22 protein-coding genes are annotated in these 25329 nt (G+C 61.3%); 13 read left to right on the top strand and 9 right to left on the bottom strand.

Annotated features, from left to right (window positions below; translation table 11 throughout):
• Positions 1-226 precede the first annotated feature (226 nt).
• Positions 227-1216, bottom strand: a complete 990-nt coding sequence (locus ASE98_RS12845) for an alpha/beta hydrolase (RefSeq protein WP_060541738.1) — start codon at positions 1214-1216, stop codon at positions 227-229.
• A gap of 718 nt (positions 1217-1934) precedes the next feature.
• On the opposite strand from ASE98_RS12845, the gene ASE98_RS12840 reads away from it, so the two are divergent.
• The 10 genes from ASE98_RS12840 (at position 1935) to ASE98_RS12795 (ending at position 11941) form a co-directional block, all read left to right on the top strand.
• The gene (locus ASE98_RS12840) at positions 1935-3185 is read left to right on the top strand and encodes an OprD family outer membrane porin (protein WP_060541737.1); all 1251 of its coding nucleotides are present in this window, start codon (positions 1935-1937) and stop codon (positions 3183-3185) included.
• A gap of 160 nt (positions 3186-3345) precedes the next feature.
• The gene (locus ASE98_RS12835) at positions 3346-4701 is read left to right on the top strand and encodes a spinster family MFS transporter (protein WP_060541736.1); all 1356 of its coding nucleotides are present in this window, start codon (positions 3346-3348) and stop codon (positions 4699-4701) included.
• Between the two features lie 78 nt (positions 4702-4779).
• Positions 4780-5754 carry a helix-turn-helix domain-containing protein gene (locus ASE98_RS12830; protein WP_060541735.1) on the top strand — a complete coding sequence of 325 codons (975 nt, stop codon included), beginning with the start codon at positions 4780-4782 and terminating at the stop codon, positions 5752-5754.
• Between the two features lie 95 nt (positions 5755-5849).
• Entirely contained in the window at positions 5850-6956 is a 1107-nt protein-coding gene (locus ASE98_RS12825; protein ID WP_060541734.1) for an NAD/NADP-dependent octopine/nopaline dehydrogenase family protein, read from the top strand.
• Positions 6956-7954, top strand: coding sequence for a 3-hydroxybutyryl-CoA dehydrogenase (locus ASE98_RS12820; RefSeq protein ID WP_060541733.1), 999 nt, complete (start codon positions 6956-6958; stop codon positions 7952-7954). The genes ASE98_RS12825 and ASE98_RS12820 overlap by 1 nt, the downstream gene beginning before the upstream one ends.
• A gap of 361 nt (positions 7955-8315) precedes the next feature.
• Entirely contained in the window at positions 8316-8768 is a 453-nt protein-coding gene (locus ASE98_RS12815) for an Ohr family peroxiredoxin (RefSeq protein WP_060541732.1), read from the top strand.
• A gap of 79 nt (positions 8769-8847) precedes the next feature.
• Positions 8848-9300, top strand: coding sequence for an Ohr family peroxiredoxin (locus ASE98_RS12810; protein WP_060541731.1), 453 nt, complete (start codon positions 8848-8850; stop codon positions 9298-9300).
• 166 nt (positions 9301-9466) lie between these two features.
• Positions 9467-9925, top strand: a complete 459-nt coding sequence (locus ASE98_RS12805) for a MarR family winged helix-turn-helix transcriptional regulator (protein ID WP_060541730.1) — start codon at positions 9467-9469, stop codon at positions 9923-9925.
• Positions 9926-10050: 125 nt separating this feature from the next.
• Positions 10051-11271, top strand: a complete 1221-nt coding sequence (locus tag ASE98_RS12800) for a hypothetical protein (protein WP_060541729.1) — start codon at positions 10051-10053, stop codon at positions 11269-11271.
• Positions 11272-11308: 37 nt separating this feature from the next.
• On the top strand, positions 11309-11941 hold the full coding sequence (locus ASE98_RS12795) for a Vgb family protein (protein WP_060541728.1): 633 nt from the start codon (positions 11309-11311) through the stop codon (positions 11939-11941).
• Positions 11942-12368: 427 nt separating this feature from the next.
• Here the strand turns inward: ASE98_RS12795 and ASE98_RS12790 are convergent, their stop codons facing one another.
• Positions 12369-13229, bottom strand: coding sequence for a CAP domain-containing protein (locus tag ASE98_RS12790; protein WP_060541727.1), 861 nt, complete (start codon positions 13227-13229; stop codon positions 12369-12371).
• An 821-nt stretch (positions 13230-14050) separates the two neighbouring features.
• Positions 14051-14836, bottom strand: a complete 786-nt coding sequence (locus ASE98_RS12785) for an alpha/beta hydrolase (RefSeq protein ID WP_060541726.1) — start codon at positions 14834-14836, stop codon at positions 14051-14053.
• A gap of 80 nt (positions 14837-14916) precedes the next feature.
• Here ASE98_RS12785 and ASE98_RS12780 point away from each other — a divergent pair, with 80 nt between their 5' ends.
• The 3 genes from ASE98_RS12780 (at position 14917) to ASE98_RS12770 (ending at position 17893) form a co-directional block, all read left to right on the top strand.
• Positions 14917-16194 carry an NTP/NDP exchange transporter gene (locus ASE98_RS12780; protein ID WP_060541725.1) on the top strand — a complete coding sequence of 426 codons (1278 nt, stop codon included), beginning with the start codon at positions 14917-14919 and terminating at the stop codon, positions 16192-16194.
• Positions 16191-17135, top strand: a complete 945-nt coding sequence (locus tag ASE98_RS12775) for an aldo/keto reductase (RefSeq protein ID WP_177336969.1) — start codon at positions 16191-16193, stop codon at positions 17133-17135. The genes ASE98_RS12780 and ASE98_RS12775 overlap by 4 nt, the downstream gene beginning before the upstream one ends.
• Positions 17136-17239: 104 nt before the next feature.
• A complete protein-coding gene (locus ASE98_RS12770) occupies positions 17240-17893 on the top strand; it encodes a peroxiredoxin (RefSeq protein ID WP_060541723.1) in 654 nt (217 codons plus the stop codon).
• 105 nt (positions 17894-17998) lie between these two features.
• Here the strand turns inward: ASE98_RS12770 and yghX are convergent, their stop codons facing one another.
• From yghX to ASE98_RS12740, 6 genes are all read right to left on the bottom strand, one after another.
• Entirely contained in the window at positions 17999-18886 is an 888-nt protein-coding gene (gene yghX, locus ASE98_RS12765; protein WP_060541722.1) for a YghX family hydrolase, read from the bottom strand.
• Between the two features lie 250 nt (positions 18887-19136).
• On the bottom strand, positions 19137-19538 hold the full coding sequence (locus tag ASE98_RS12760; protein WP_060541721.1) for a heme-binding protein: 402 nt from the start codon (positions 19536-19538) through the stop codon (positions 19137-19139).
• A complete protein-coding gene (gene glcF, locus ASE98_RS12755; protein WP_060541720.1) occupies positions 19538-20776 on the bottom strand; it encodes a glycolate oxidase subunit GlcF in 1239 nt (412 codons plus the stop codon). The genes ASE98_RS12760 and glcF overlap by 1 nt, the downstream gene beginning before the upstream one ends.
• 3 nt (positions 20777-20779) lie before the next feature.
• Positions 20780-21844: a glycolate oxidase subunit GlcE gene (glcE, locus tag ASE98_RS12750; protein WP_060541719.1), complete on the bottom strand. Its 1065-nt coding sequence runs from the start codon at positions 21842-21844 to the stop codon at positions 20780-20782.
• A complete protein-coding gene (glcD, locus tag ASE98_RS12745; protein ID WP_060541718.1) occupies positions 21844-23343 on the bottom strand; it encodes a glycolate oxidase subunit GlcD in 1500 nt (499 codons plus the stop codon). The genes glcE and glcD overlap by 1 nt, the downstream gene beginning before the upstream one ends.
• Positions 23344-23510: 167 nt before the next feature.
• On the bottom strand, positions 23511-25274 hold the full coding sequence (locus tag ASE98_RS12740) for an L-lactate permease (RefSeq protein ID WP_060541717.1): 1764 nt from the start codon (positions 25272-25274) through the stop codon (positions 23511-23513).
• Between the last annotated feature and the right edge of the window lie 55 nt (positions 25275-25329).

Below are 25329 nucleotides of genomic sequence, written 5' to 3'. Positions count from 1 at the left end.
CGAGGCTTGCCGGCGATGGCGGCGTGTCAGGCGCCAAGGATGGTGGATGTGAGGGCCTCATCGCTGGCAAGCCAGCTCATACAGGTTTCCATGGGGAATTCAACATCCGCGCATGGCACAAATCCCTTGTGGGAGCTGGCCTGCCGGCGATGGCGGCAGGTCAGACGCCGAGGATGGTGAATGTGAGGGCCTCATCGCGAACAAGCTTGCTCCTGCAAGATTGTTTTCAGCCAATCCAGGCGTCGATTCGAGTCGTTATCCAGTCCCTGCCGTAAGCAAGCACGCTATCTGCAATTGCCGTCGGAAAATGAATAAACCCGTGGGGCGAGGAGGGTAGCAAGTGCACTTCGACAGGGGCAGATTTCATCCAGCGATCGGCTAATTGGAGTGTGTCATCTCTCAGGGGATCAAGTTCACCGGCAAACATGAGCGCTGGCGGGAAATCCGTGAAGTCGCCGTACAGCGGTGACAAAGGTGGCTGCCGGCGTTGCGGGTCAGTCAGGCCCGGCGTCAGCAGGCGAAAAGCTTCGACCATGCCCGGGCCGTCCAGCACCAGCGTTTGCGGGGGCGCCGCACGGACGCTTGGTGTTCCCGTCAAATCGTAGACGCCGTAATACAACAGCGCACCGCTGACCCGCTGCAGCAAGCCGGGCGATTGCTTTAACGCCAGCATCGTTGCCGCTGCAAGATGAGCCCCTGCCGATTCACCCACGACGATAACAGGAAGGTCTGCAAACTCTCGACAGTCGTCATCCAATAGCCAGCGAGCGGCACAAAGGCAGTCCTCCATCAGACCTTGAACCGGAGTCGATACGGCAAGCCGGTAGTCGACCGAGACAACCGTAACGCCGCAGGCGTTCACCATGGCAAGGTTAAAGTCGTCATTCATCTGCGCATTGCCGATTACCCAGCCGCCCCCATGGAAATCAAGCACAACGCCCTTTGCTTTGCCTCTGGGCCGGATGATCCGAACGGGCACTTGGTCGCCGCCCGCACCCACTACCTTTGTTTCAGCCTTGAGCCCGTGCTTGAGCAATTTTCCCGCGCCGCCGATTTGACTGGCGCGCAACAGCGCCTGGATCACATGGGGGGTGATGCGGTTGCGGATTCGAAAGCGCGGTATCCAGGCGAGCTTTTTGTTGAAGTTGCGCACTTGCAGCAACTCCCGTTCGCCTACTGGCCATGGCGCTTTAGTACCCGATTCGAAATTCGTCATCAGCGGTTATTACACCCCATGGATAAGTTCAGCGCTGCGGCTATACAAAGCCACCCAAGGTCGCGGGCCAGGAGGAAAACAAGAGAGATCATCTGTCCCTGGCTGAGATCAGCGGTCTGGGGTTCAAAGATCATGTCGACTTATTAACGGACGCCCAGTGAAGCGAAAAGTTTTGCTGGGGAGCGGACATTTCTCTGATTCTGCGCAGGTGAGTCCGGGCTCGGCAGCGGGCTGCGCAATTGGAGAATCTGCTGCGCAATCGGGGAGGTTGGCAGGTGGTGCAATGGCTAGTTTAGAGCGCACCGATCAGCATGAACTGGCTCCAGGAAGGCCTATGCAGCCCAGGCGTTGCCAACGCCCATCGTGGATTTGGACTAAGGGAAACCTTTAGCCGGCTTGGAGATTACCCCCCAACGAATGCTGTTCGTCTTGATATCGGCGCGACGCTGACTGGCATACCTTGCGTAGAAGGGAAGCGCGTCGTCGTAGCGGACTGTTGCATTGAGCCCGCCTGGCGTTTTACCCCATAACAACAAGAGGTCTGACAATGCTCCAACCCATGGTCCTTTACGTCCCTGATGCAATCCGTCTTTTGCTGTAGTTGTCTGCCGTGCACTTTTCCGGTCGCTGGATTGTTACATCGTCGCCCGGCGTTTTTCAGTTTGATTTCGCTCCTATAAATACAGTGCCCGAGCACATACAGATGTGGAGATGTCAGATGTATCAGGTAAAGCAATCTTGCCGTGGGCTCGGTATTGCCAGTGCGCTCGGAGTAATCTGTTCGCCACTGGCAGCCTATGCCGATGTTATTGATGACAGTCACTTCAAAGTGGATACGCGTAACTTCTACTTGCACCGTAACTACACCAATACCAATGCGCCGGTTTCAGAAGTGCATAGCTGGTCTCAGGGTTTCGATGCGCAGTTTACCTCCGGTTACACCGACACAGCCCTGGCCATCGGCCTTGATGTGGATGCGCAATACGCCGTGCGCCTGGATTCGTCAGGCAACGATGGTTCGCTACCGTACAGCGTGAGCGATCAGCAGACGGCGGATGACTACAGTCGTGCCGGTGCCACCTTCAAGATGCGCTACAGCAAGACCGAATTGAAGGTCGGTGATCTGCGCCCACAATTGCCGGTGGCGTCCGATGACCCGAGTCGACAACTGGATACCATCTACCAGGGGGCTGTGGTCGAGTCCAGGGAAGTTGACGGATTGATGCTGACCGGTGGCCGTTTCTGGTCTGCCGCTACACGGGAGTCTTCCAACCACGAGAAACTCTACAAGTTTGGCTCCACTGATAACCTCGACAGTGATGGCCTGGACTTTGGTGGTGCTACTTACGACATTACCAAGAACCTGCAAGCCAGTTATTTCTATGGCGTGTTGCACGATATTTATCAGCAACACTATTTCGGCCTGATGCATATGGCCGACCTGGGCAATGGCTACAAACTAAAAACCGACTTGCGTTACTTCAATAACAATGAAGATGGCAGTGCATTGAACGGTGAAGTAGACAACCGCTCCTACGGAGCCTTGTTCACCTTGCTCAAGGGCGCCCACATGTTTGGCCTCAGTTACCAGCGCATGCTTGGTGACAGCGTGTTCCCGACCATGAACGGTTATATCCCGCAACCTTACCTGGTGCACTGGTCGTCCCTGGGGTTTGTCCGCCCGGATGAAAAGTCCTGGGGTGCACGCTACAGCTATGACTTTGCCGGGATGGGTATGCCGGGGCTGAAGTTCTACACCCGCTACATCAAGGGTACCCACTGGGATCGTGGCGCAAACTTGAGCGACAACCAGGAAAGCGAACGCTTTCTGGGGCTCAACTACGTGGTGCAGAGCGGGGCGCTGCAGGGCCTTGGGCTGGACCTGCGCAACATCGATGTAAAACAGAAGTACGGCTACGACTACAACGAATTCCGTGTCGCCACGACGTACACCTGGAAGTTCTGGTAAGCCCGGTCCACCCGGTGTTTGACCCCATAACAATAAGAGGCCTGAGCATGTTCGAACCCATTGTCCTTTACATCTGCCCTGCAACTTCCCAGTCGGTGCTCTGTGCACCGTCACCCGGCGCGCTGCGCACATGAGCGGATTCCAAGAGGAGCAAACACTAATGAATGTCCAGGTCGATAACGCGGTCCTGCAGCACAAGAAAACCTATTTTTACGAGTGGTATGTGGTGGCCCTGTGCATGGTCGCCTACATCTTTTCGTTTGTGGATCGGCAGATCCTGGCGCTGATGATCGAGCCGATCAAAGCCGACCTGCAAATCAGCGACACCCAGTTCAGCTTGCTGCACGGGCTGGCGTTTTCCTTGTTCTACGCATTCATGGGCATGCCCATCGCCTACCTGGCCGACCGTTTCTCCCGACCGAAGATCATCGCCGTCGGCGTGGTTTTCTGGAGCCTGGCGACTGCCGCCTGCGGCATGAGCAAAAACTTCCTGCACATGTTCCTCGCGCGCATTGGCGTCGGCGTCGGCGAAGCGGCGCTGTCGCCCTCGGCCTACTCGATGTTCAGCGACATGTTTCCCAAGGAAAAACTTGGCCGGGCAGTCGGCATCTATTCGATCGGCTCGTTTGTGGGTGGCGGCCTGGCGTTCCTGGTGGGCGGCTATGTGATCGCGATGCTCAAGGATATGAACACCATCGAAGTCGCGGTTCTCGGTGCGATGAAGGCCTGGCAGCTGGCGTTTTTCATTGTCGGCCTGCCTGGCATCGTGGTCGGCCTGTTGATCTGGCTCACCGTGCGTGACCCGGCGCGCAAGGGTTTGCAGATTGATGCTTCGGGCCGGCCGAAGAAGGTCGCGCTGAGCGATGGCTTGCGCTTCCTCGGGCGCCACCGCGCCACCTTTGCCTGCCATTACCTGGGCTTTTCGTTCTACGCCATGGTGCTTTTCTGCATGATGAGCTGGAGCCCGGCGCTGTACATCCGCAAGTTCGGGATGACCCCGGTAGAGGCGGGTTACATGCTCGGCACCGTGCTGTTGCTGGCCAACACCGCCGGGGTGTTGTTCGGTGGCTGGCTCACCGATTATCTGGCCAAAAAAGGGCATCAGGATGCCGCGATGCGCACCGGGGTGATCGGTGCCCTCGGCATGGCAGTGCCGGCCGTACTGTTCCCGCAAGTCGATCAACTGTGGCTGTCGGTAGCCCTGTTGGTACCCGCGATGTTCTTTGCCTCGTTCCCGATGCCGGCGTCCACGGCGGCCATGCAGATCCTCGCGCCCAATCAGGTGCGCGCGCAGGTTTCGGCCGTGTTCCTGTTGATCAGCAATCTGCTGGGGCTGGGACTTGGCACCACGCTGGTGGCGCTGTTGACCGACCGTTACTTCGGCTCGCCGGCAGCGGTGGGCTCGTCGATGTCGCTGGTGATTGCTGGCGCCTCGGTGTTAACCGTGCTTCTGCTATGGCGTGGTTGCCGTCGTTTCCGCGAAAGCTATGCCAGGGAATACCCTACCCGGGCGTGAGATGAATACGCCAGTACTTGGGCCTCGCTGCGTTTCCACGCAGCGGGGCCGCTCCGCTTCAGGTCAGGAGAGCCTCTGATGTTGAATGACGTACACCTGCTGGAACGCCACAGCCTGCTCAGCTCCGCCGATTACCGCGAGATCAAGGACAAGGTCAGCCAATACCTGTGCCCGCATAGCTTCAACGTACTGCGCGACAAGCCCATCCATACCCGGCTTAACGGCGTTTTTTTCGGCGATTCGGCGCTGCTCGACCTGAGTTATGGCGCGCCGGTGGAGATTACCATCGGCGACATTGCCGATCAGTACCTGTTCCGCATTACCTTGCAGGGGCATTGCGAGGTGGCCCACGGGCGGCGCAGCGCGGCGATGCAGTCGGGCTACCTGAGCGTGTCATCGCCATTCGCGCAAAGCCGCATCGTCACCGATGGGCAATGTCGCAACCTGATCCTGCGTGTCGACCGTGATGCCCTGGAGACGCAGTTGCAACGCCTGCTCGGCCGCAGCCTGCGCCAGTCGGTGATCTTTGATGTCAGCGTCGATCACCTGGGCGCCGGCGTCGTCAGCCTCTATCACACCCTGGATTACATTTGCCGGCTCTACGGCAGCGGCGTGGACGGATCGCGCCTGGCCAGCGGCCTGTCCGAATACCTGATGCAACTGCTGCTCACACAGTTACCGCATAACTACTCGGCGGACCTGTTGAGCGACTCGCGCGCACCGCTGCCGCACCACGTGAAAAAGGCCCGTGATTACATCGAGGAGCACCTCGACGAACCGATCAGCCTGGCGACGTTGAGCGAACTGTGTGGCGTCTCGGTGCGCACTCTGCAGAATGGCTTCAATCAGTTCCTCCAGCAGGCGCCGGTCGAGTACATCCGTGACCGTCGCCTGGCAGTGATCCATGAGTCGCTCAGGCAGGGCAGGGCCGGCGAAACCGTCACCGATATCCTGTTGCGTCATGGCATCAACAGCTTCGGGCATTTCTCCAGCGCCTATCGACAACGCTATGGTTGCCTGCCTTCGGACACCCTGCGGCGACGCAAGCATTGAGACTGCTGCGCAATCGGTCATTCGGCTGCGTAATCGGATAAGTCTGCGGCGCTGCGCCTCGATAGCATCGGGTCTCTGACAAGAGGAGCAACTCGATGAATATTACCGTGCTGGGTGGTGGACACGGCTGTTATGCCGCTGCTGTGGAGATGGCGGAAAAGGGGCATCAGACCCGCCTGTGGCGTCGCGACAGCGCAGCGCTCAAAGAGCTGCTGGACATCGGCAGCCTGACCATCAAGGACTACCGGGGCACTCGCCAGTTGGCCGTCGGCAATCCTGGCGACAAACTGTCCCTGACCGACAACCTGGGCGAAGCCCTGAGCGACGCGCAACTGGTCATCATCCCCTTGCCGTCGACCTCCCATGAAGACCTGGCCAGGCAAGTCGCGCCGCACCTGCACGACGGTCAGGTGGTGTTCCTGCCGCCGGGCACCTTCGGCAGTTTCGTGTTCGCCAAGGCCATGGCCGATGCGGGCAACCAGAGCAAGGTCGCTTTCGCTGAAACCGGCACGCTGCCGTACCTGGTGCGCAAGCACGGTGCCAGCGACCTGGTGATCAGTTGCTACGCCACCCGTCTGCCGACCGGCGTGTTCCCGAGCAACCTGTCCGAGCACGCTTTTGCGGTGCTGCGCGAGGCCTACCCGAGCGTCGAGCCGATTGAAGACGCCCTGAGCGGGGCGTTGATGAACGCAGGCCCCATCATTCACCCGCCGCTGATCGTGATGAACGCAGGTCCCCTGGAGCATTTCGAGGCCTGGGACATTCACAATGAGGGTACCCAGCCATCGATTCGCCGCGTGACCAACCAGCTTGATGCCGAGCGCATGGCCGTGCGCGAAGCACTGACCTACGGCGCGCCGCACTTTCCGTTGGCCGATCACTACAACACCAGCGAAGGCGAGGAGTGGATGTACGGTCGCGGTGCCCACGGCAAGTTGACCGACAGCGGCGACTGGCGCGAAGACATCGACCTGCAGAAACATCGCTACATGCTCGAAGACACGCGCCTGGGCCTGTCCTTCCTGGTATCCGTCGGCCGGTGGGCCGGTGTGCCTACCCCGGTGGCGCAGGGACTGCTGAGCATCGCATCGGCAGTCGCTGCACGGGATCTTTACGCCGAAGGTCGCACCCTGGAAAACCTCGGTCTGGCCCGTCTTGACCGGGCGCAGATGACCGAGCTGCTGACCAGGGGTTACAACTGATGAACGCTGCGTTGCCTCATGTCTGCGTGGTCGGTGCCGGCCGGATGGGCGAGGGCATTGCCCTGGCGTTCATCCATGCGGGATTGCCGGTAACCCTGATCGACATCAAGGATCGCGCCGAGCACGAGCGGCGTGGTTACTTCGAACGCGTGCGAAACAACGTGCGCAGCGAACTGCAGATGCTGGTACGCCTGGGCATGCTAGTGGAGGAGCAGGCGGACATCGCGATATCCCGGTTGACCCTGCAATCCCGAACCCTGGCCGGGGAGAACTTGCGCCTGTGCGACCTGGTGTTTGAGGCGGTGCCGGAAGTCATCGCCGTCAAGCAGCAGACCTTTGGATGGATCAGCGAGCATGTCCCGGCGTCGACCATCATCGCCTCGACCACCTCGACCTTTCTGGTCACCGAGTTGGCCGAGATGGTCAGTGAACCCCAGCGTTTCGTCAACGCGCACTGGCTCAATCCGGCGTACCTGATGCCGTTGGTGGAGGTCAGCCGCAGCCAGGCGACGTGCCCACAAGTGGTCGAGCGGTTGCTGCAACTGCTCAAGCAGATCGGCAAGGTGCCCGTGGTGTGCAACCCGGTGGCCGGCTACATCGTCCCGCGCATCCAGGCGCTGGCGATGAACGAAGCCGCGCGGATGGTCGAGGAGGGCGTGGCCAGCGCCGAAGATATCGACACCGCAGTGCGCGTCGGCTTTGGCCTGCGTTTCTCGGTGTTGGGGCTGCTGGAGTTTATCGACTGGGGCGGCGGCGACATTCTGTACTACGCCTCGCGCTACCTCAGTGGCGCGTTGGCACCTCGTTTCGAGTCGCCACAGGTGATTGCCGACAATATGCAAAACGGCCGCAATGGCTTGCGAGACGGCCAGGGGTTTTATGACTACAGCGAGCTGGATGTAGAAGCCTACAAGCAACAGCGTCTCGGCGACTTTGTTCGCAAGCTGCAACTGTCGGGGCTGACCCCCGCTTTCGAGGGCGCCTTGAGAGAGGCCTGAACACCAGGGCCCGGATGCCGGGCCCTGACTACTCCCCCGATTCTGGCGGCCATCTACCGCCCGTCGATGACACTTAAAATAATCTTTGACATGACTGCGGCTTTGGTTGAATATTTATACATCGCGTACGATCAAATCGGTTGCGATAGCAGATCATGGCCTTGCCGTTTGGAGATTCCAACCATGAACACCGAAAGTCGCCACACCCGTGATTTCCATGGCCACAACGGCCACAACGGCCACAACGGCCACAACGGCAATAACTGGATGACTGCACCAGCCGCTTGATAAGCGTTGCTTCTACACTTAATAACTCGCATACGATACGATCGCATGCAATAAAACACTGAGGAAACCGTCCATGAGCAAGATTGAAAAAGTACTGGCTACCGGCAAAACCCACACCACCCACAGCGCTGCCGGTGACTCCCTGCGCGGCCATAACGGCAACCTCGATATCGAGTTGTCTTCACCCGGTTCCGCCCAGCCAGCACACACATTCGCCGCCACCCAACCGCACCCGACCGCCGAGCAATTGTTCGCCGGGGCATGGTCGGCCTGCTACACCGCGGCGGTCGGTCTGGTGGCGCAGGAGCGCAACGTCGTGTTGCCAGCGGATCTGGCCGTCGACATCGAAGTGGACCTGGGCCAGACTGGTCCGGCCTATTTCCTTCAGGCTCGACTGACCCTGCGCGTGCCGGGATTGGCACAGGATGTCGCGACGGAACTGGCGCACATCGCCGATTCCATCTGCCCCTATTCCAAAGCGACTCGCGGCAATATCGACGTTGCCCTGAACGTGATTACGGCGTGATGCCTGGATGCGGCGACAAGCGTCGCACGCGATGCAAGCGCATACGAATTAAGCAGCCTGTAAACCTGAGGAAATCATCATGAGCAAGATCGAAAAAGTACTGGCCAGCGGCAGAACCCATACCACCCGTAGCAGCGCCGGCAATACATCGCGCGGCCATAACGGCAACCTCGACATCGAGTTGTCGTCCCCCGGCAGCACCACTGCGGCACACGTGCTTACCGGCGTGCAACCGCACCCCAAAGCCGAGCAACTGTTCGCCGGGGCGTGGTCGGCTTGCTACATCGCAGCGGTAGGGCTGGCCGCTCAACAATTGAAGGTGACGTTGCCATCCGATACGGCTGTCGATATCGAAGTCGATCTGGGCCAGACCGGTGAGCAGTACTTCCTCCAGGCTCGATTGACCCTGCGGGTGCCCGGCCTGGATGAGGGGGTTGCGACCGAACTGGCTCACAACGCCGATGCCATCTGCCCGTACTCCAAGGCCACACGGGGCAATATTGACGTTGCCATCAAGGTCCTGACTGCTTGACCCACTGCACGACCGGCTCGCCAGGGTTAAACCTGGTGAGCCGGTCGTCGGCCTGCATGGTGCTGCTTTCTGGACGACTGCCAATGGTGTGAATACTTCCGATACCATCGCATGCGATGTATAGTCGGACCCCGCGATTCATCCGTCGTGCCCATCGAGAATGCCCATGAAACCCACCGAAAAGACAGCCGCCCTCGACCTCAAGCTTGCCGATTTTCTGTGTTTTGCGGTCTATTCCTCCAACCTCGCGTTCAGCAAGGCGTATAAGCCGATGCTCGAACGGCTTGGCCTCACCTATACGCAATACATCACCCTCGTCGCGCTGTGGGAGGAAGACAACCAGACCGTGGGCAGCCTCGGCGAGAAGCTGTTCCTTGAATCCAACACCCTCACGCCGATCCTGAAGAAGCTCGAAGCGATGGGTTATCTGCTGCGCCAGCGCGATCCGCAAGACGAACGCCAGGTACGGATCAGGCTCACGAAAGAAGGACGCAAACTGCGTGAAGGCCTCTGGGAAGAAGGTTTCCCGCAAACCGGTCTTGACCCTGACGAATTCGTGCAGATGCAGAAGGCAATCGTCAAATTACGCAGCAATCTGATCCGTTCGACGAAAGACCGGGAGTAGGGCGCCAAGGCAATGTAACTGTTGCTCCAGCCATTGTTCCTCGGCGTACGCTCCTGGTGGCCTGTCGTGAATTAGACTAAACCGGGGTATGCAACGGTGGGAGTGACAAGCGTGGCGGTATTGCGATGGACTCGATGATCACAGCGGCAGCCCGCGCCCTGGCGGCGGGTGATCCCTTGGGCGCGCTGGACCGCGTGGCCTTGCGCGACGATGCACCGGCGCTGGCGCTGCGCGGTATTGCCATGGCTCAGTTGGGCGATCTGGTGCGGGCCCGGGCGCTGATCAAAAGCGCCCTGCGCGGGTTCGGCCCGAAAGAGTCGTTGTCCCGGGCCCGCTGCGTGGTAGCCGAAGCCGAGATCGCGCTGGCCTCCCGGGAACTTGGCTGGCCGGTCAAGGCGCTGGAAGCGGCGCGAATCACCCTTGAGGCGCACGGTGATCAGGTCAATGCCGATCACGCCCGCTATCTGCAAATTCGTCGACTGTTGCTGATCGGTCAGCTCGATCAAGCGCAACACCTGATCGCCGGACTTAACCCGGACCCATTGCCCCCAGCGTTGCGCACGGCCCACGAACTGGTACTGCTGGGAATTGCCCTGCGCCGCCTGCAATCGCGCGCGGCCAGGGATGCCCTGACGCGGGCACGGCGCGCGGCCGATCAAGCCGCCATTGCGGCATTGAGCGCTGAAGTTGAACACGCGGCGATGCTCCTCGACACCCCGGTTGCGCACCTGATTGCCGGGGGCGAACAGCGGCCAGTGTTGCTGGACGAAGTTGAAGCCTTGCTCGCTTCGACCTCGCTGGTGGTGGACGCCTGCCGCTACGTCGTGCGTGGCTGCGGCATGTCGGTATCCCTGGGCACACGACCGATCCTGTTCAGCCTCGCGCAAGCATTGGCCGAAGCCTGGCCAGCCGATGTTGCAAGGGAGGTGTTGATCGCCCGGGCATTTCGCCTGAAGCTTTCGGACGAGTCCCACCGCGCACGGCTGCGCGTGGAAATCGGCCGGCTGCGGGTCGCGCTCAAACCCTTGGCCGGTGTGACCGCCACCCCGCGCGGGTTCGTCCTGACCACCCCGGTTTGCCCTGAGGTGGTGGTACTGGTACCGCCGCTCGAAGAAAAATTTGCCGCCTTGTGCGCCTGCCTGGCGGACGGTGAATCGTGGTCCAGTTCGGCCTTGGCGTTGGCACTGAGCATCAGTCAGCGCACGGTACAACGGGCGCTCGATACCCTGGCGGCCGAGGGCAAGGTGCAGTCGTTCGGTTGCGGCCGCGCCCGGCGCTGGATGACCCCGCCGATGCCCGGATTCGCGACGACCTTGTTACTCCCGGCGCCGCTGCCCAGTGGTTAGGATCAACGCCACCAGTCCGCTGAAGAGGTAATGCAAGATGAAAACCGCAGCTGCCGAGATCCTTCGTGAATATGGCCCGTTTGTTGGTGTCGACGCCGTGCATGGCGTCACCTGGGACGGCGAACAGGTCTGGTTTGCAACCACCGACAGACTTCACGCCCTCGACCCCGAAAGCGGCAAGACCCTGCGCTCGCTGGAGGTCGCCGGCCATGCCGGGACTGCCTTCGATGGCGAGTATCTGTACCAGATTGCCGAAGACCGTATCCACAAAGTCGACCCGCAGACCGGCCGCGTCCTGGCCACAATCCCCGCACCCGGCGGCGGCAACGACTCGGGCCTGACCTGGGCCGAAGGCTCGCTGTGGGTAGGGCAATATCGCGAGCGCAAGATTCACCAGATCGACCCCGGTACCGGCGAGATCCTGCGCACCATCGAATCCAACCGTTTCGTCACCGGCGTGACCTGGGTCGAAGGTGATCTGTGGCATGGCACCTGGGAGGGCGATGAGAGTGAGTTGCGCCGTATCGATCCGCAGTCCGGCGAAGTGCTGGAGAGCCTCAGGATGCCTGCCGGTGTCGGCGTGTCGGGCCTGGAATCCGACGGCGGCGAGCGATTCTTTTGCGGTGGAGGCGGCAGCGGCAGGGTGAGAGCGGTGCGCCGGCCGTCATGAGTCGCCCGGCTTGAGCCATGGCCAGGTTGCCAGCCAGTTCTTGCTGATCGTCCTTCTTTTCGGCCATAGTGTTTTCCCTTCCTTACGCACTTTCTACTGGTCGAAATCGGTCTAAAAGTGCGGTTGGCAATCTGCTCGATTTTGCTATCCTCAAACCTGTAGGTGAAGACGCAGACTGATGCGCAAAAGGATAGCGAGGACGCGTGGGGCGCGCTCCGAAGGGTACACGGTTAGAAAGATCTCCGCGCTGAGATCCAGCCCTTATGCCGTGTGAAGCAGAAGAGTTCCATTACAGCTACACGACTCTTTTGTGGGAGGCCTGATAAACCTCGTAAGCCGGAGACCAGCACCGGCCACCTACTTTATCTCCCACTACAAAGCCCGCCACGCGCGGGCTTTTTAATGTCCTGCAGATAGGTGTGCTGGCTCATGGCGTTCCGAACAGCATCGTCCAGTAAACGCCGCGGTCGCTGCGGGAGTCGGCGGCGTAAGCTGCACCGACCTGGGTGAACATCGGGCTCATCAGGTTGGCGCAATGCCCGGGGCTGGCGAGCCAGCCGGCCATGGCCTTGGTCGGTGAACCCTGGCCGGCGGCGATGTTTTCGCCAATCTGCCGTCCCCGGAAACCGGCGGCCCTGGCCCGGTCTGCGGGCATATCGCCGTCGGGGTCCTGATGGGCGAAATAGTTGCCCACGGCCATGGCCTTGCTGTGGCCCTGGGCGGCGGCGCCGAGGGCGGCGTTCCAGGTCAGCGGGCGTGCGGCGGCAAAACGCTGGCGTCCGCACAACCGTGGTCTGGCCCGGGCTGCGTTGACCTGAGCCAGCAGGGCCTTGCCAGCATCTCGCGCATCGCCGGTCTTACCGTCGAGCACCGGCCGTGCAAGCACCACTTGCCATTGGCTGCCGGCGCGACTGACGCCAATGTCGGCGTACTGGCTATCGAGCAATGCCGTGCAATGCTCGTCCTGGAGCAAATCGAAGGCATCTTCGGCATCCCGGGCGCCGACCACGCGGATGCTGCGCACTGTCACCGCCTGATAGCCGGAAGCTTTCAACCTGTCGCGCAGGCCACCACCGTAGCCGATCGGCAAGGCCAGGTTGGAATTGAACGCCAGGGGAGCCAACCGTTGTTCCGGTCGTCGTTCGCAGCGTTGCGGATGAGCTCTATAGTCGTTGATGGCTGCCACCAGCTGTCTTTGCGCGTCGGCAAGGGCGGGGCTGGCGAGAGTGGGAAGCAGGGTAAGCAGGCACAGTGAAGTAACGCGCGAGGCAACGACAGTTTGGCGCATGGGGGGACAGCTCTGATGAGATGACAAGGTTGAGAGAGCAGGAAAACGCCGGGATATGACTGGACTATCGACACAAGGTTCACGGCGAGGGGGAAACGGACCGCAGAGGCCCACGTTGACACTAATCCCGCATCAATACTGGCAGGCCTGACGCCATCGCGAGCAGGCTCGCTCCCACAATTTGATCTTTAGTGTCCGCAAATCTGCGGCTGCCCGGGATTCCCTGTGGGAGCTAGCCTGCTGGCGATGAGGCCAGTACATCCGGCATCAGTGCTGGCAGGGCTGACGCNGGCTCGCTCCCACAATTTGATCTTTAGTGTCCGCAAATCTGCGGCTGCCCGGGATTCCCTGTGGGAGCTAGCCTGCTGGCGATGAGGCCAGTACATCCAGCATCAATGCTGGCAGGCCTGACGCCATCGCGAGCAGGCTCGCTCCCACAATTTGATCTTTAGTGTCCGCAAATCTGCGGCTGCCCGGGATTCCCTGTGGGAGCTAGCCTGCTGGCGATGAGGCCAGTACATCCNGGCTCGCTCCCACAATTTGATCTTTAGTGTCCGCAAATCTGCGGCTGCCCGGGATTCCCTGTGGGAGCTAGCCTGCTGGCGATGAGGCCAGTACATCCGGCATCAATACTGGCAGGCCTGACGCCATCGCGAGCAGGCTCGCTCCCACAATTTGATCTTCAGTGTCCGCAAATCTGCGGCTGCCCGGGATTCCCTGTGGGAGCTAGCCTGCTGGCGATGAGGCCAGTACATCCGGCATCAGTGCTGGCAGGGCTGACGCACTCGCAAGCAGGCTCGCACACGACTTTGTAACCCTCCTTACAACCCGGCTCCGAGCGCTTTCAGGTAGTCGGGACTGTCGCCGATCGAGTTATGCCCCGTGCCCGGAATGACCTGCAGCGAGGCCACGCCACTGGCGAAATGGCGGTAAAGGCGATCGGTGCTGGCGCGAGGGATCACTTCGTCACGCTCGGCGGCTATCAGCCGCGTAGGCACCTTGATGCGTTCGGCATAGCGCCAGGACTCGAATTTATCCTGCAACAACCACCGCACGGGAATTCCGCGAAACTGCCGTGTGGCCAGTTCCTCAAGGCTGTTATACGGTGTGATCAGCACCAGGCGTGCCGCCGGTCGTTGGCTGGCTAGGCGCACCGCCACCCCCGAGCCCAGACTGCGACCGACCACGGCAATGTGTGAATGCTCGGCGTGAACCAGGTCGAACAAGGTCACGGCATCCCGTTGAATGGCCTCTTCAGAAGGGGAACCGGCGCTTCCCCCGAAACCTCGGTAGTGCATTAGATAGACCGCGTAATCAGGAAATGCCTGGGCAAAACCGGGCAGATTGCGTGAGACATCCTCGGCGTTGCCACCAAAATAAATCAGTGCCTTGGGGCCCTGGTGCGGTCTGACGGAGACCAGCACCCGGGCGTCGCCGACCGGCAACGTCAGGGTAACGGGCGCCTCGATGGCGCGCGATTGCGGAAAGTAGATCAGCGCACGCTGAAACACGAACAACGCAGCGCACAGCGCCAGATACAGCGCGGCTACGATGACGACGATTAACACCAGGGCGCGTGACATTCGGCTAACGTCAGTGGACCGCATTGACGACTCGGGACTTGCAACGGAGATAGGGTGATCGCTGCCAGAGTGTAGTCAAACGCTGGCGCAAGAGGAGGGCACCGATGCCCGGCGTGGAAAAATGGCTAAACGTCCTGCCATCCGAAAGAGCGGCCCTGATGCTGGGTTTCGCCTTCCATTTCTGCGTGCTCGCCAGTTATTACCTGGTGCGGCCCTTGCGCGATGCCCTCGGGCTCGAAGGCGGAGCCGGGCAATTGCAGTGGTTGTTCACCGCCACCTTTGTTGTCATGTTGCTGATGGTACCGGTGTTCGGGACGCTGGCGTCGCGTCTGCCGGCAACGCGCTTCGTACCGTTGATTTACCGGTTCATCGCCTTGTCGATGTTGCTGTTTGGCCTGTTGATCGCCAACCACATCGCCCCGGTGGCCGTGGGGCGGGTGTTTTTCGTGTGGATCAGCATCTACAACCTGTTCATCGTGTCGATTTTCTGGAGCGTGCTGGTCGACCGTTTTTCCAGCGAACAGGGTCGACGCCTGTTCGGTTTCATTGCCGCAGGCGGCACCCTCGGCACGTTTATCGGGCCGTTGCTGGCCGCGAGCATGGTCGGCCGTCTCGGCCCGGTGGCGCTGACCGTCGCGGCGGCGGCGCTGTTGGAAATCGCGGTGCGCTGCTATCGGGCGCTGTTGTCGCGAACCCGCTCGCAATCCGGCAGCCTGGTGCTGGACGAGCGGCGTATGGGCGGCAGCATCCTCGCCGGCGTCACTTTGATCCTGCGCTCGCCTTATCTGCTGGGGCTGGTGGCGTTCATGCTCCTGCACACCAGCGCCGCGACCCTGTTGTATTTCGAGCAGGGACGAATCGTCGCCGGCAGCTACGCTGATGTGGGCAGCCGCACGCAATTCTTCGCCGTCGTCGATTTGCTGGTATCGGCCCTGACCTTGATCTGTCAGCTGCTGCTGACGGCACCGCTGATCCGTTTGATTGGCGTTGGCGGGGCGCTGGCGGCGTTGCCAGTGGCGGCGATGGCAGCGTTTGCCGCCATGGCCCTGGCGCCCGTGCCAACAACGGTGGCCCTGGCCCAAGGCCTGCGCCGGGCGGTGGAGTTCGCCATTGTGCGCCCGGCGCGCGAGGTGTTGTGGACGGTGGTCAGCCGCGAGGAAAAGTACAAAGCCAAGAATGTGATCGAAACCCTGGTGTATCGCGGCGGTGATGCCGCCAGCGGTTGGTTGTCGGCAGGATTGGCGGCAATGGGCGCAGGCTTCGCCCTGGTGTCGCTGTTTGTCCTGCCGTTTGCCGGGGCCTGGGGCTGGCTGTGTTTCTGGCTGGCACGACGACAGGCGCAACAAGCGCAACCCGATCGACTGGTGAGGAACGATTTATGAGCCATCCTGAGGGGTACACCCGTAGAGAAGTTCTCACGCTGGCTGCCGGTGTTTCGGCGGTCTTCACGTTCGGTCCGGCCGGCGCGCAAACCGCGCCGTCGACGGGAACAGGAGGCAAGACCATGCTGACCCGAGTCATTCCTTCCAGCAACGAGCCCTTGCCCGTGGTGGGTGTGGGCACCTATCGCGGCTTCGATGTAGCGCCATCGGACCCTGCTTACAAGGACCTGCCGGCAGTCCTCAGCGCGTTGTTCGAGAAAGGCGGGAAGGTGATCGACAGCTCGCCGATGTACGGTCGTGCCGAACAGACTACTGGCGAACTGCTGTCGATCCATGAGCCGCGTTCGCCAGCTTTCCTGGCCACCAAGGTGTGGACCCGGGGCCGCGAAGAAGGCATTGCGCAGATGGAACAGTCCTTTGCCCTGTTGCAGACCGATCGCATCGACTTGATGCAGGTCCACAACCTGCTGGACTGGCAAACCCACCTGCCGACCCTGCGCCAATGGAAGGAAGAGGGGCGCATTCGCTACATCGGCATCACCCATTACACCGCTTCGGCCTACGAAGAGGTGGAGGCGGTACTCAAGGCCGAGCCGGTGGATTTTTTGCAGATCAACTACGCCCTGGATGATCGCGCTGTGGAGAAACGCCTGTTGCCGCTGTGCCGCGAGAAAGGGGTGGCGGTGATCTGCAATCGACCGTTCGGTGGCGGTGGCTTGCTCGGCCGGCTCAAAGACAAACCACTACCGGGCTGGGCCGCACAAGTCGGGATCAAGAGTTGGCCGCAGCTGGCGCTGAAATTCCTGCTGTCGCATTCGGCGGTGACCTGCGTTATCCCTGGCACCGGCAAGCCGCGCTACATGGCAGAAAACGCCGGGGCCGGTTTTGGCCCGATGCTCACCGATGCCCAGCGCCAGCAATTGATCGCGCTGGTGGGGTAGCCGAGGCAGGCCGGCGAGTCCGGCATCCTCTCCTATACTGTTTCGCGTCCATGCCGTCGGTAGCGCTGGCGGCTTCCCTGTCCATCACTGCAAGGAGATCGAACATGGCAATCCGCATTGGCGACGAAGCGCCGGATTTCACCGCTGAGACCACTGAAGGCACGATTCGCTTTCATGAATGGATCGGCGACAAGTGGGTCATCCTGTTCTCCCATCCGAAAGACTTCACCCCGGTGTGCACCACGGAGCTGGGCTACCTGGCCAAGCTCAAGCCGCAATTCGACCAGCGCAACACCAAAGTACTCGGGCTCAGTATCGACCCGGTCAGCGACCACAACAAATGGGTCGGTGATATCGAGGAAACCCAGGGCAGTGCGGTCAACTATCCGCTGATCGGCGACGAAAACCTGGTGGTGGCCAAGCTCTACGACATGATCCACCCCAACGCCAGTGGTGGCTCGCGCACGGCGGTGGACAACGCCACGGTGCGTTCGGTGTTCATCGTCGGCCCGGACAAGAAGATCAAGGCCATGCTGATCTATCCGATGAGCGCCGGGCGCAACTTCGATGAAGTGCTGCGTTTGCTCGATTCGCTGCAACTGAACGCCAAGCACACCGTGGCTACGCCAGTGAACTGGCGGCCGGGTGAAGATGTGATCATCCCCACTTCGGTGTCGGATGAAGATGCGAAAAAGAAATATCCCGATGGCTTCAAGACCCTCAAGCCCTATCTGCGTACAGTCGCGCAGCCGAAGTAACCATTGCCCACATCCGTAGGAGCCGGCTTGCTGGCGATGGCGTACTCAAGGGCGCCATCGCCAGCAAGCCGGCTCCTGCAGGTCTGCACACGACCTGACATCCGTTCAAGCCAGATACTTTCTGAACCACCCCAACGTCCGCTCCCACGCCAGTTTCGCTGCCGCCTCGTCATACCGGGGTGTCGAATCATTGTGAAAGCCGTGGTTGCATCCAGGGTAGATGTAGGCCTCATAAGTCTTGCCGCCAGCCTTCAGCGCCTGTTCATACGCCGGCCAACCTTCGTTGATGCGCGTATCCAGTTCGCCAAAGTGCAGCATCACCGGCGCCTTGATCCGGGCGACTTCCTCTGTCGTCGGCTGGCGGCCATAAAACGACACGGCGGCGCCCAGTTCCGGGTAGGCCACGGCTGCCGCGTTGGCCACACCACCGCCGTAGCAGAAGCCGGTGATGCCGACTTTGCTGTTGCCGGCCGGGTGTTTCATCAGCCACTCGACGGCGGCGAAAAAGTCATTCATGAGCTTTTCCGGATCGACCTTGGCTTGCAGCTCGCGGCCCTTGTCATCGTTGCCGGGATAACCGCCGACCGACGTCAGGCCGTCCGGGGCAAGGGCGATTAACCCGGCCTTGGCCACCCGCCGGGCGACATCTTCGATGTACGGGTTGAGCCCTCGGTTTTCATGCACGACCACCACCGCCGGCACTTTTCCGGTGGTCTTGGCCGGACGCACCAGATAACCGCGAACCTGGCCGTGGCCCTTGGGCGAGGGGTAGGTGATGTATTCGGCAATGATGTCTGGATCGGTGAACTCGACCTGTTCGGCCAGCGCATAGTTGGGGCTCAATGCCGCCAGCAGCGCGCTGGCGGTCAATCCACCCAGGGTGAACAACGCCGCGCGATCGAGAAACTCGCGTCGGTTTATCTTGCCGTGGGCGTAGTAGTCATAGAGTTCCAGCAGTTGCGGGGCAAAGTCTTTCGCAGTGAGACGGGTCATCTTTGCGGTTCCTTATTCGGCTGGTTGATAGCTTGTCAGCGGGTCCACTGAGCAATACAACTCCTGTTGGAGCAGCCCTTGTGGCGAGGGGGCTCGCCCCCGTTTGAGTGCGTAGCACTCACAAGAGCTTTAGCGCATCGCAGATGTCGGGGCTGCTTCGCAGCCCAACGGGGCGATGCGGTGTTCCGAAAAAAAATAGCCACAGGACTCCCACAGGGATGTGTGGTGAATGCTCAAATTTGCGGGCTATTCAATTCAAGCACTGGGCTCCCGCCTTGGCCACCTGCGCATCCTGTTCAGCCTTGACCCCGGAAACTCCGACCGCGCCGATCACCTGGCCGTCGAAGACAACCGGCACGCCACCTTCCAGCGAAGTCAGCAACGGCGCTGACAGAAAAGCGTAGCGCCCCCCGTTGATCATATCTTCATAACCCTTGGATTCACGCCGCCCGAGAGCCGCAGTGCGGGCCTTTTCAGTGGCGATATAGGCGCTGCTGGGCGCGGCGCCGTCGAGGCGTTCGAGGGCCAGTGGGTGACCGCCATCGTCGACCACCACAATGGTCACAGGCCATTGATTGTTTTGCGCCTCGGCACGGGCCGCGGCGAGGATCCGCCTGACTTCGCTCTGGCAGAGCACCGCTTTGCTGTTCATCAGGATTCTCCGGGGTTGGTTTGCGCCATGGCCGCTTCGACCAGCTCGATCCAGTGCCGCACAGGAGTGCGGCCGGCACCGTCAAGGTGCGACTGACAGCCGATATTGGCCGTGACAATGACCTCGGGATGTCCGCTTTCCAGGGCGTTGAGCTTGTTGTCGCGCAGCTGCCGGGACAGCTCGGGCTGGGTCAGCGAATAGGTGCCGGCCGAACCGCAGCACAGATGACCGTCGGGAACGGCCGTAAGGTTGAAGCCCAACTGGCTTAGCAAAGCCTCTACCACGCCACCGACTTTCTGCCCATGCTGCAAGGTGCAGGGACAATGAAACGCCAGGCGCTGGCTGGCGTGGATGCCGAGTTGCTCCAGCGGCTCGTCGCGCAGCACTTCCACCAGGTCCTTGGTCAGTGCACTGACTTTTTTGGCCTTGTCGGCATACACCGGATCGCTACGCAGCAGATGACCGTAATCCTTGATGAAGGCACCACAACCGCTGGCGGTCTGCACGATCGCCTCGGCACCTTTTTCAAGGGCCGGCCACCAGGCGTCGATGTTGCGGCGAGCACGATCCAGGCCTGTGGCCTGGGCGTCGAGGTGATAATCCACGGCGCCGCAGCAACCGGCTTCGCCAGTGGCGGTCACGCCGATCCCAAGGCGATCCAGCACCCGTGCGGCAGCCGCGTTGGTATTGGGCGACAGCCCCGGTTGCACGCAACCCTCGAGCATCAACACCTGTCGTTCACGGTGGGTCACCGGGCGTGGCTTGGCTGCATAGGTATGACGCGGCAGTTTGCTTTGCAGGGCATCGGGCAGCAATGCCCGGAACACCTGGCCACTGCTGACCAGCCCCTTGAACAGCTGCGGATGGGGCACGGTGCGGCGCAATCCCTCACGCAACAGGCGTTGCCCGAGCGGACGCGGCACGGCGGCATCGACCACGGCCCGGCCTATATCCAGCAGGTTGTGGTAATCGACGCCCGACGGGCAGGTGGTTTCGCAATTGCGGCACGACAGGCAGCGGTCCAGGTGCTGTTGGGTCTTATGGGTGACTTCGTTGCCTTCGAGCACCTGCTTGATCAGATAGATTCGCCCCCGTGGCCCGTCCAGCTCATCACCCAGCAGTTGATAGGTCGGGCAAGTGGCATTGCAGAACCCGCAGTGCACGCAGGAGCGCAGGATGCTTTCAGCCTCGGCGGCACGGGGCAGGTGGCTGGCGCGTTCACTCAAGGTCGTCTGCATGGTTCAAAGCTCCGCGTACAGGCGCCCGGGGTTGAAAATGCCCCGGGGGTCGAGTTGCTGTTTCAGGTTGCGGTGATAGCGCAGCAGGGTTGGGGGTAGCGGCTGAAACGGGGTGTCGCACAGGCCATGGCTGAAGCAGGTGACATGGCCGCCGACCTCGTCGACCACCTGGCGAATGAACGCCGCTTCGGCATCGGATTTCAACCAGCGCTGGGCGCCACCCCAGTCAACCAACTGGCGGCCCGGCAGTGACAGACGCGGGGTGTTGTGCGGCAGTGACAGGCGCCAGAGGGGCTGGTCTTCATCGAAGAAATTCAAGCGATGCTCGTTGAGATCGCCCCAGTACGAATCCTCCAGCCATTGGCCCCCGAGGCGTTCATGGGCCGCCTTTACCGAACCTTCACCGCCTTCCAGGCGCAAGTGCAGGCGCTCTCCGTCGTGGCAGGCGGCGCTGATCGGCAGCGGCTGCTGGCCCCATTGCGCCAGCTGCAGCAAGGCACGCTCACTGTTCATCTCCAGGCTGATGCTCAGGCACTGTCGAGGTTTTGGCAGGACTTTCAGCGAGACTTCGGTGATGACCCCGAGGCAGCCGTAACTGCCCGCCATCAGGCGTGACAGGTCATAGCCGGCGACGTTTTTCATGACCTCGCCGCCCAGGCGCAATAATTTGCCCTGACCACTGATAACCCGGGTGCCGAGGACGAAGTCCCTGACCGAACCTGACCAGGGCCTGCGTGGCCCTGACAGCCCGCAGGCAATCATGCCGCCGACCGTGGCATTGTCGCCAAAGGACGGCGGTTCGCAGGGCAGCATCTGTTGCGCGGCATCCAGCACTTCGGCCAGTTCCGTCAGCGGTGTGCCGCAGCGGGCGGTGATCACCAACTCGGTCGGGTCATAACTGACGATGCCACGGTGCGAGCGGGTGTCGAGTATCTCGCCGGCCGTGGTGCGTCCGAGAAAGGCCTTGCTGTTGGAGCCCTGAATGCGCAGCGGCGTGGCGTTTTCCAGCGCCTGATTGACCTGCTCCAGCAGCACGAGGCTGTCGTCGACATCGTCCGCGCCGCGCATCAGAAACGCTCCAGCTCAGGGAAGGGCAGTTGCCCGGCATGCACGTGCATGGCGCCAAATTCGGCGCAGCGGTGCAAAGTCGGGATGTTCTTGCCGGGGTTGAGCAAGCCGCCGGGATCGAAAGCGGCCTTGACCGAATGGAATACCGTCAACTCATCGCTGTTGAACTGGGCGCACATCTGATTGATCTTTTCCCGGCCCACCCCATGTTCGCCGGTGATGCTGCCGCCGACCTTCACGCACAGTTCCAGTATCTTGCCGCCCAGGGCTTCGGCGCGATCAAGCTCACCCGGTTGATTGGCGTCGAACAGAATCAGCGGGTGCATGTTGCCGTCCCCGGCATGGAACACGTTGGCCACCCGCAGGCCGTATTGCTCCGACAGTTGGGCAATGGCCTGCAGCACGCCGGGCAGTTCGCGACGGGGAATGGTGCCGTCCATGCAGTAGTAATCCGGAGAAAGGCGGCCCACTGCCGGGAAGGCATTCTTGCGCCCGGCCCAGAACCGCACCCGCTCGGCCTCATCCCTGGCCTGGCGCACCTCGATGGCCCCAGCCTGTTGCAGCACCTGGCGCACCCGATCGCAGTCGTCGTGGACGTCAGCTTCAACGCCGTCGAGTTCGCACAGCAGAATGGCCTGGGCGTCGACCGGATAACCGGCGTGGATGAAGTCTTCGGCGGCGCGAATGGCCAGGTTGTCCATCATTTCCAGGCCGCCGGGAATGATACCCGCGGCAATGATGTCGCCGACCGCACGGCCAGCTTTTTCCACGGAGTCGAATGCCGCCAGCAGCACTTTGGCGGTCTGGGGTTTGGGCAGCAACTTGACCGTGACCTCGGTAATCACCCCGAGCAGGCCTTCGGATCCGGTGAACAGCGCCAGCAGATCGAAACCGGGGGAATCCAGGGCGTTGGAGCCCAGGCTCAGGTACTCGCCCTCGACGGTGAGGATGTCGACCTTCAGCACGTTGTGCACGGTCAGGCCGTATTTCAGGCAATGCACGCCGCCGGCATTTTCCGCCACGTTGCCGCCGATGGAACAGGCGATCTGTGAGGAAGGGTCCGGTGCGTAATACAGGCCGAACGGCGCGGCGGCCTGGGAAATCGCCAGGTTGCGCACCCCCGGCTGGACCCGCGCAGTGCGGGCGGCGGAGTCGATGTGCAGGATGTTATTGAAGCGCGCCATCACCAGCAGCACGCCTTTGTCCAATGGCAATGCGCCGCCGGACAAGCCGGTACCGGCACCCCGGGCGACCACGGGCACCTGCAGCTCATGGCAGACGCGCAATATGCCCTGTACCTCATCGAGGTGCCGGGGCAGCACCACCAGCAAGGGCGTGGTGCGGTAAGCGGACAGTCCGTCACATTCGTACGGCTTGAGCTCTTCCTGCTGGTGCAGGATTTCCAGGTCCGGCAAGCGGGTTCGCAGGGCCTGCAACAGCTCATTTTTGTCGACGTCGGGTAGTGCGCCGTCAACGCGTTCATCGTAGAGAATGTTCATCTGGTCACGACACTCACAGGATGTCACTGAGGTTAATCATTGGTCCGGGATGCTTCGCTGTCCATGGCTAATTTGTCAGCCCGAGCGTGGGAACATTCAATAATTGCGTTCTGAAAATGCCACGCCCGGGCGATTCGGCCCGGGCGTGGAAAGTGGCGCAATCAGGCTCAATGCCCGCCTACCACCATGTGGCTGAACGGTGCGACGTAGGCCTGCAACGTCACCAGGCCACCGACCAGGATCGCCAGCACAATGGAGTGGAAGAACACGTAGCGCAGGATTTCCCCTTCATGGCCGTACCAGCGGGTGGCCGTGGAGGCGACCACGATGGACTGGGCATCGACCATCTTGCCCATGACCCCGCCGGAGCTGTTGGCGGCGGCCATCAGGACAGGGCTGATGCCCAGTTGTTCAGCCGTCACCCGTTGCAAACCGCCGAACAGCACATTGGAGGCCGTGTCCGAACCGGTCAGGGCCACGCCGAGCCAGCCGAGCAGGGTGCCGAACATGGGATAGAAGACCCCCGTCGCGGCGAAGGCCAGGCCCATGGTGGCGTCCAGGCCCGAGTAACGGGTGAGAAAGCCCAGGGCAAGCATCGCCACAATGGTGATCAAGGAAAAACGCACCACCCACAGGGTTCGCAAGTATTGGTGAATCAGTTGCGGGATGGAGTAGCCCATCAGCAACCCACCGACGATCGCCGCCAGCAGGATGCCGCTGCCGGTGGAGGTAAACCAGGTGAATTTGTAGATCGCTTCTTCAGTTTTCGCTGCTGGCACCACGGGCGGGACTTTTTCGATTTGCTGGTGAATGGTGGTGAAGGTCAGCACCGGGGCGAAGACCGGATTGGCTTCACGCATGGGTTTGCCCTGAGGGTCAAGCCTGGCGGCGCTGGTCTGCGGATCGATCGCCGGGCGAGTATCGAATTTATTCTTGAAGCCCTGGGTGCCCCAGATGAATACGAAGACGGTGAGGATGATCCACGGCATCCACGCGCGCATCACCGCCGGTTTGGCATCGCTGGCGAAGGTTGCACTGGCTACGGGTTTCTCATCGTGTTCGTCGTCGATTTTCGAGTTGTCGACTCGCCCGCTAAGCGCCGCTGAGGTGTGCACCGTGGCGGGCTTCCAGACTTTAAGGAAACCGGTCAGGCAGGCCATGGAAATCAGCGCAGCAATCACGTCCACCAGCATCGGCCCGTGATAGTTGGATACGAGGAACTGCGGGATGGCGAAGCTGACCCCGGCGACCAGGATGGCCGGCCAGATTTCCAGCATCTTGCGCCAGCCGGCGAAGGCCCAGATCAACCAGAACGGCACCAGCACCGAGAAGAACGGCAGTTGTCGACCCACCATCATCGACAGCTCCATTTCATCGAGCCCGGTGACCTTGGCCAGGGTAATGATCGGCGTGCCCAGCGCACCGAATGCAACAGGCGCGGTATTGGCGATCAATGCCAGGCCCGACGCGGCCAGCGGTGAAAAGCCCAGTCCGATCAGAATGGCTCCGGTCACCGCCACCGGGGTGCCGAACCCCGCCGCGCCTTCGAAAAAGGCGCCAAAACAGAAGGCGATCAGCAGCAGCTGCAATCGACGATCGTCGGTGATGCGTGCCAGGGAATCCTGCAGCACCTTGAACGAACCGTTTTCGGTGGTCAGGCGGTGCAGGAAAATGATGTTCAAGACAATCCAGCCGATGGGCAGCAAGCCATTGGCCGCACCGTACAGGGCCGCAGAGCCGGCCATGTCCGCCGGCATGCCGAAAGCGAAGATCGCGATCAGCAGGGCTGACGCCAGGGCAAGCAACGCCGCCAGGTGCGCCTTGATGTGAAAGAAAGCCAGGGCTGCCAGCATCACCACCACCGGCACAGCCGCCATGAGGGTTGAAAGCACCGGGTTGCCGAATGGATCGTAGACTTGCTGCCAGACCATGTTCCACCTCTGCTTTTTATTGTTGGAAATGCAGGCCCCATGGGGGAAGTGGTTC

This window comes from Pseudomonas sp. Leaf48 (assembly GCF_001421885.1).
Classification (GTDB): Bacteria; Pseudomonadota; Gammaproteobacteria; order Pseudomonadales; family Pseudomonadaceae; genus Aquipseudomonas.
Note: the sequence above shows the minus strand (reverse complement) of the source record. Positions and strands in the feature narration are given on the sequence as shown.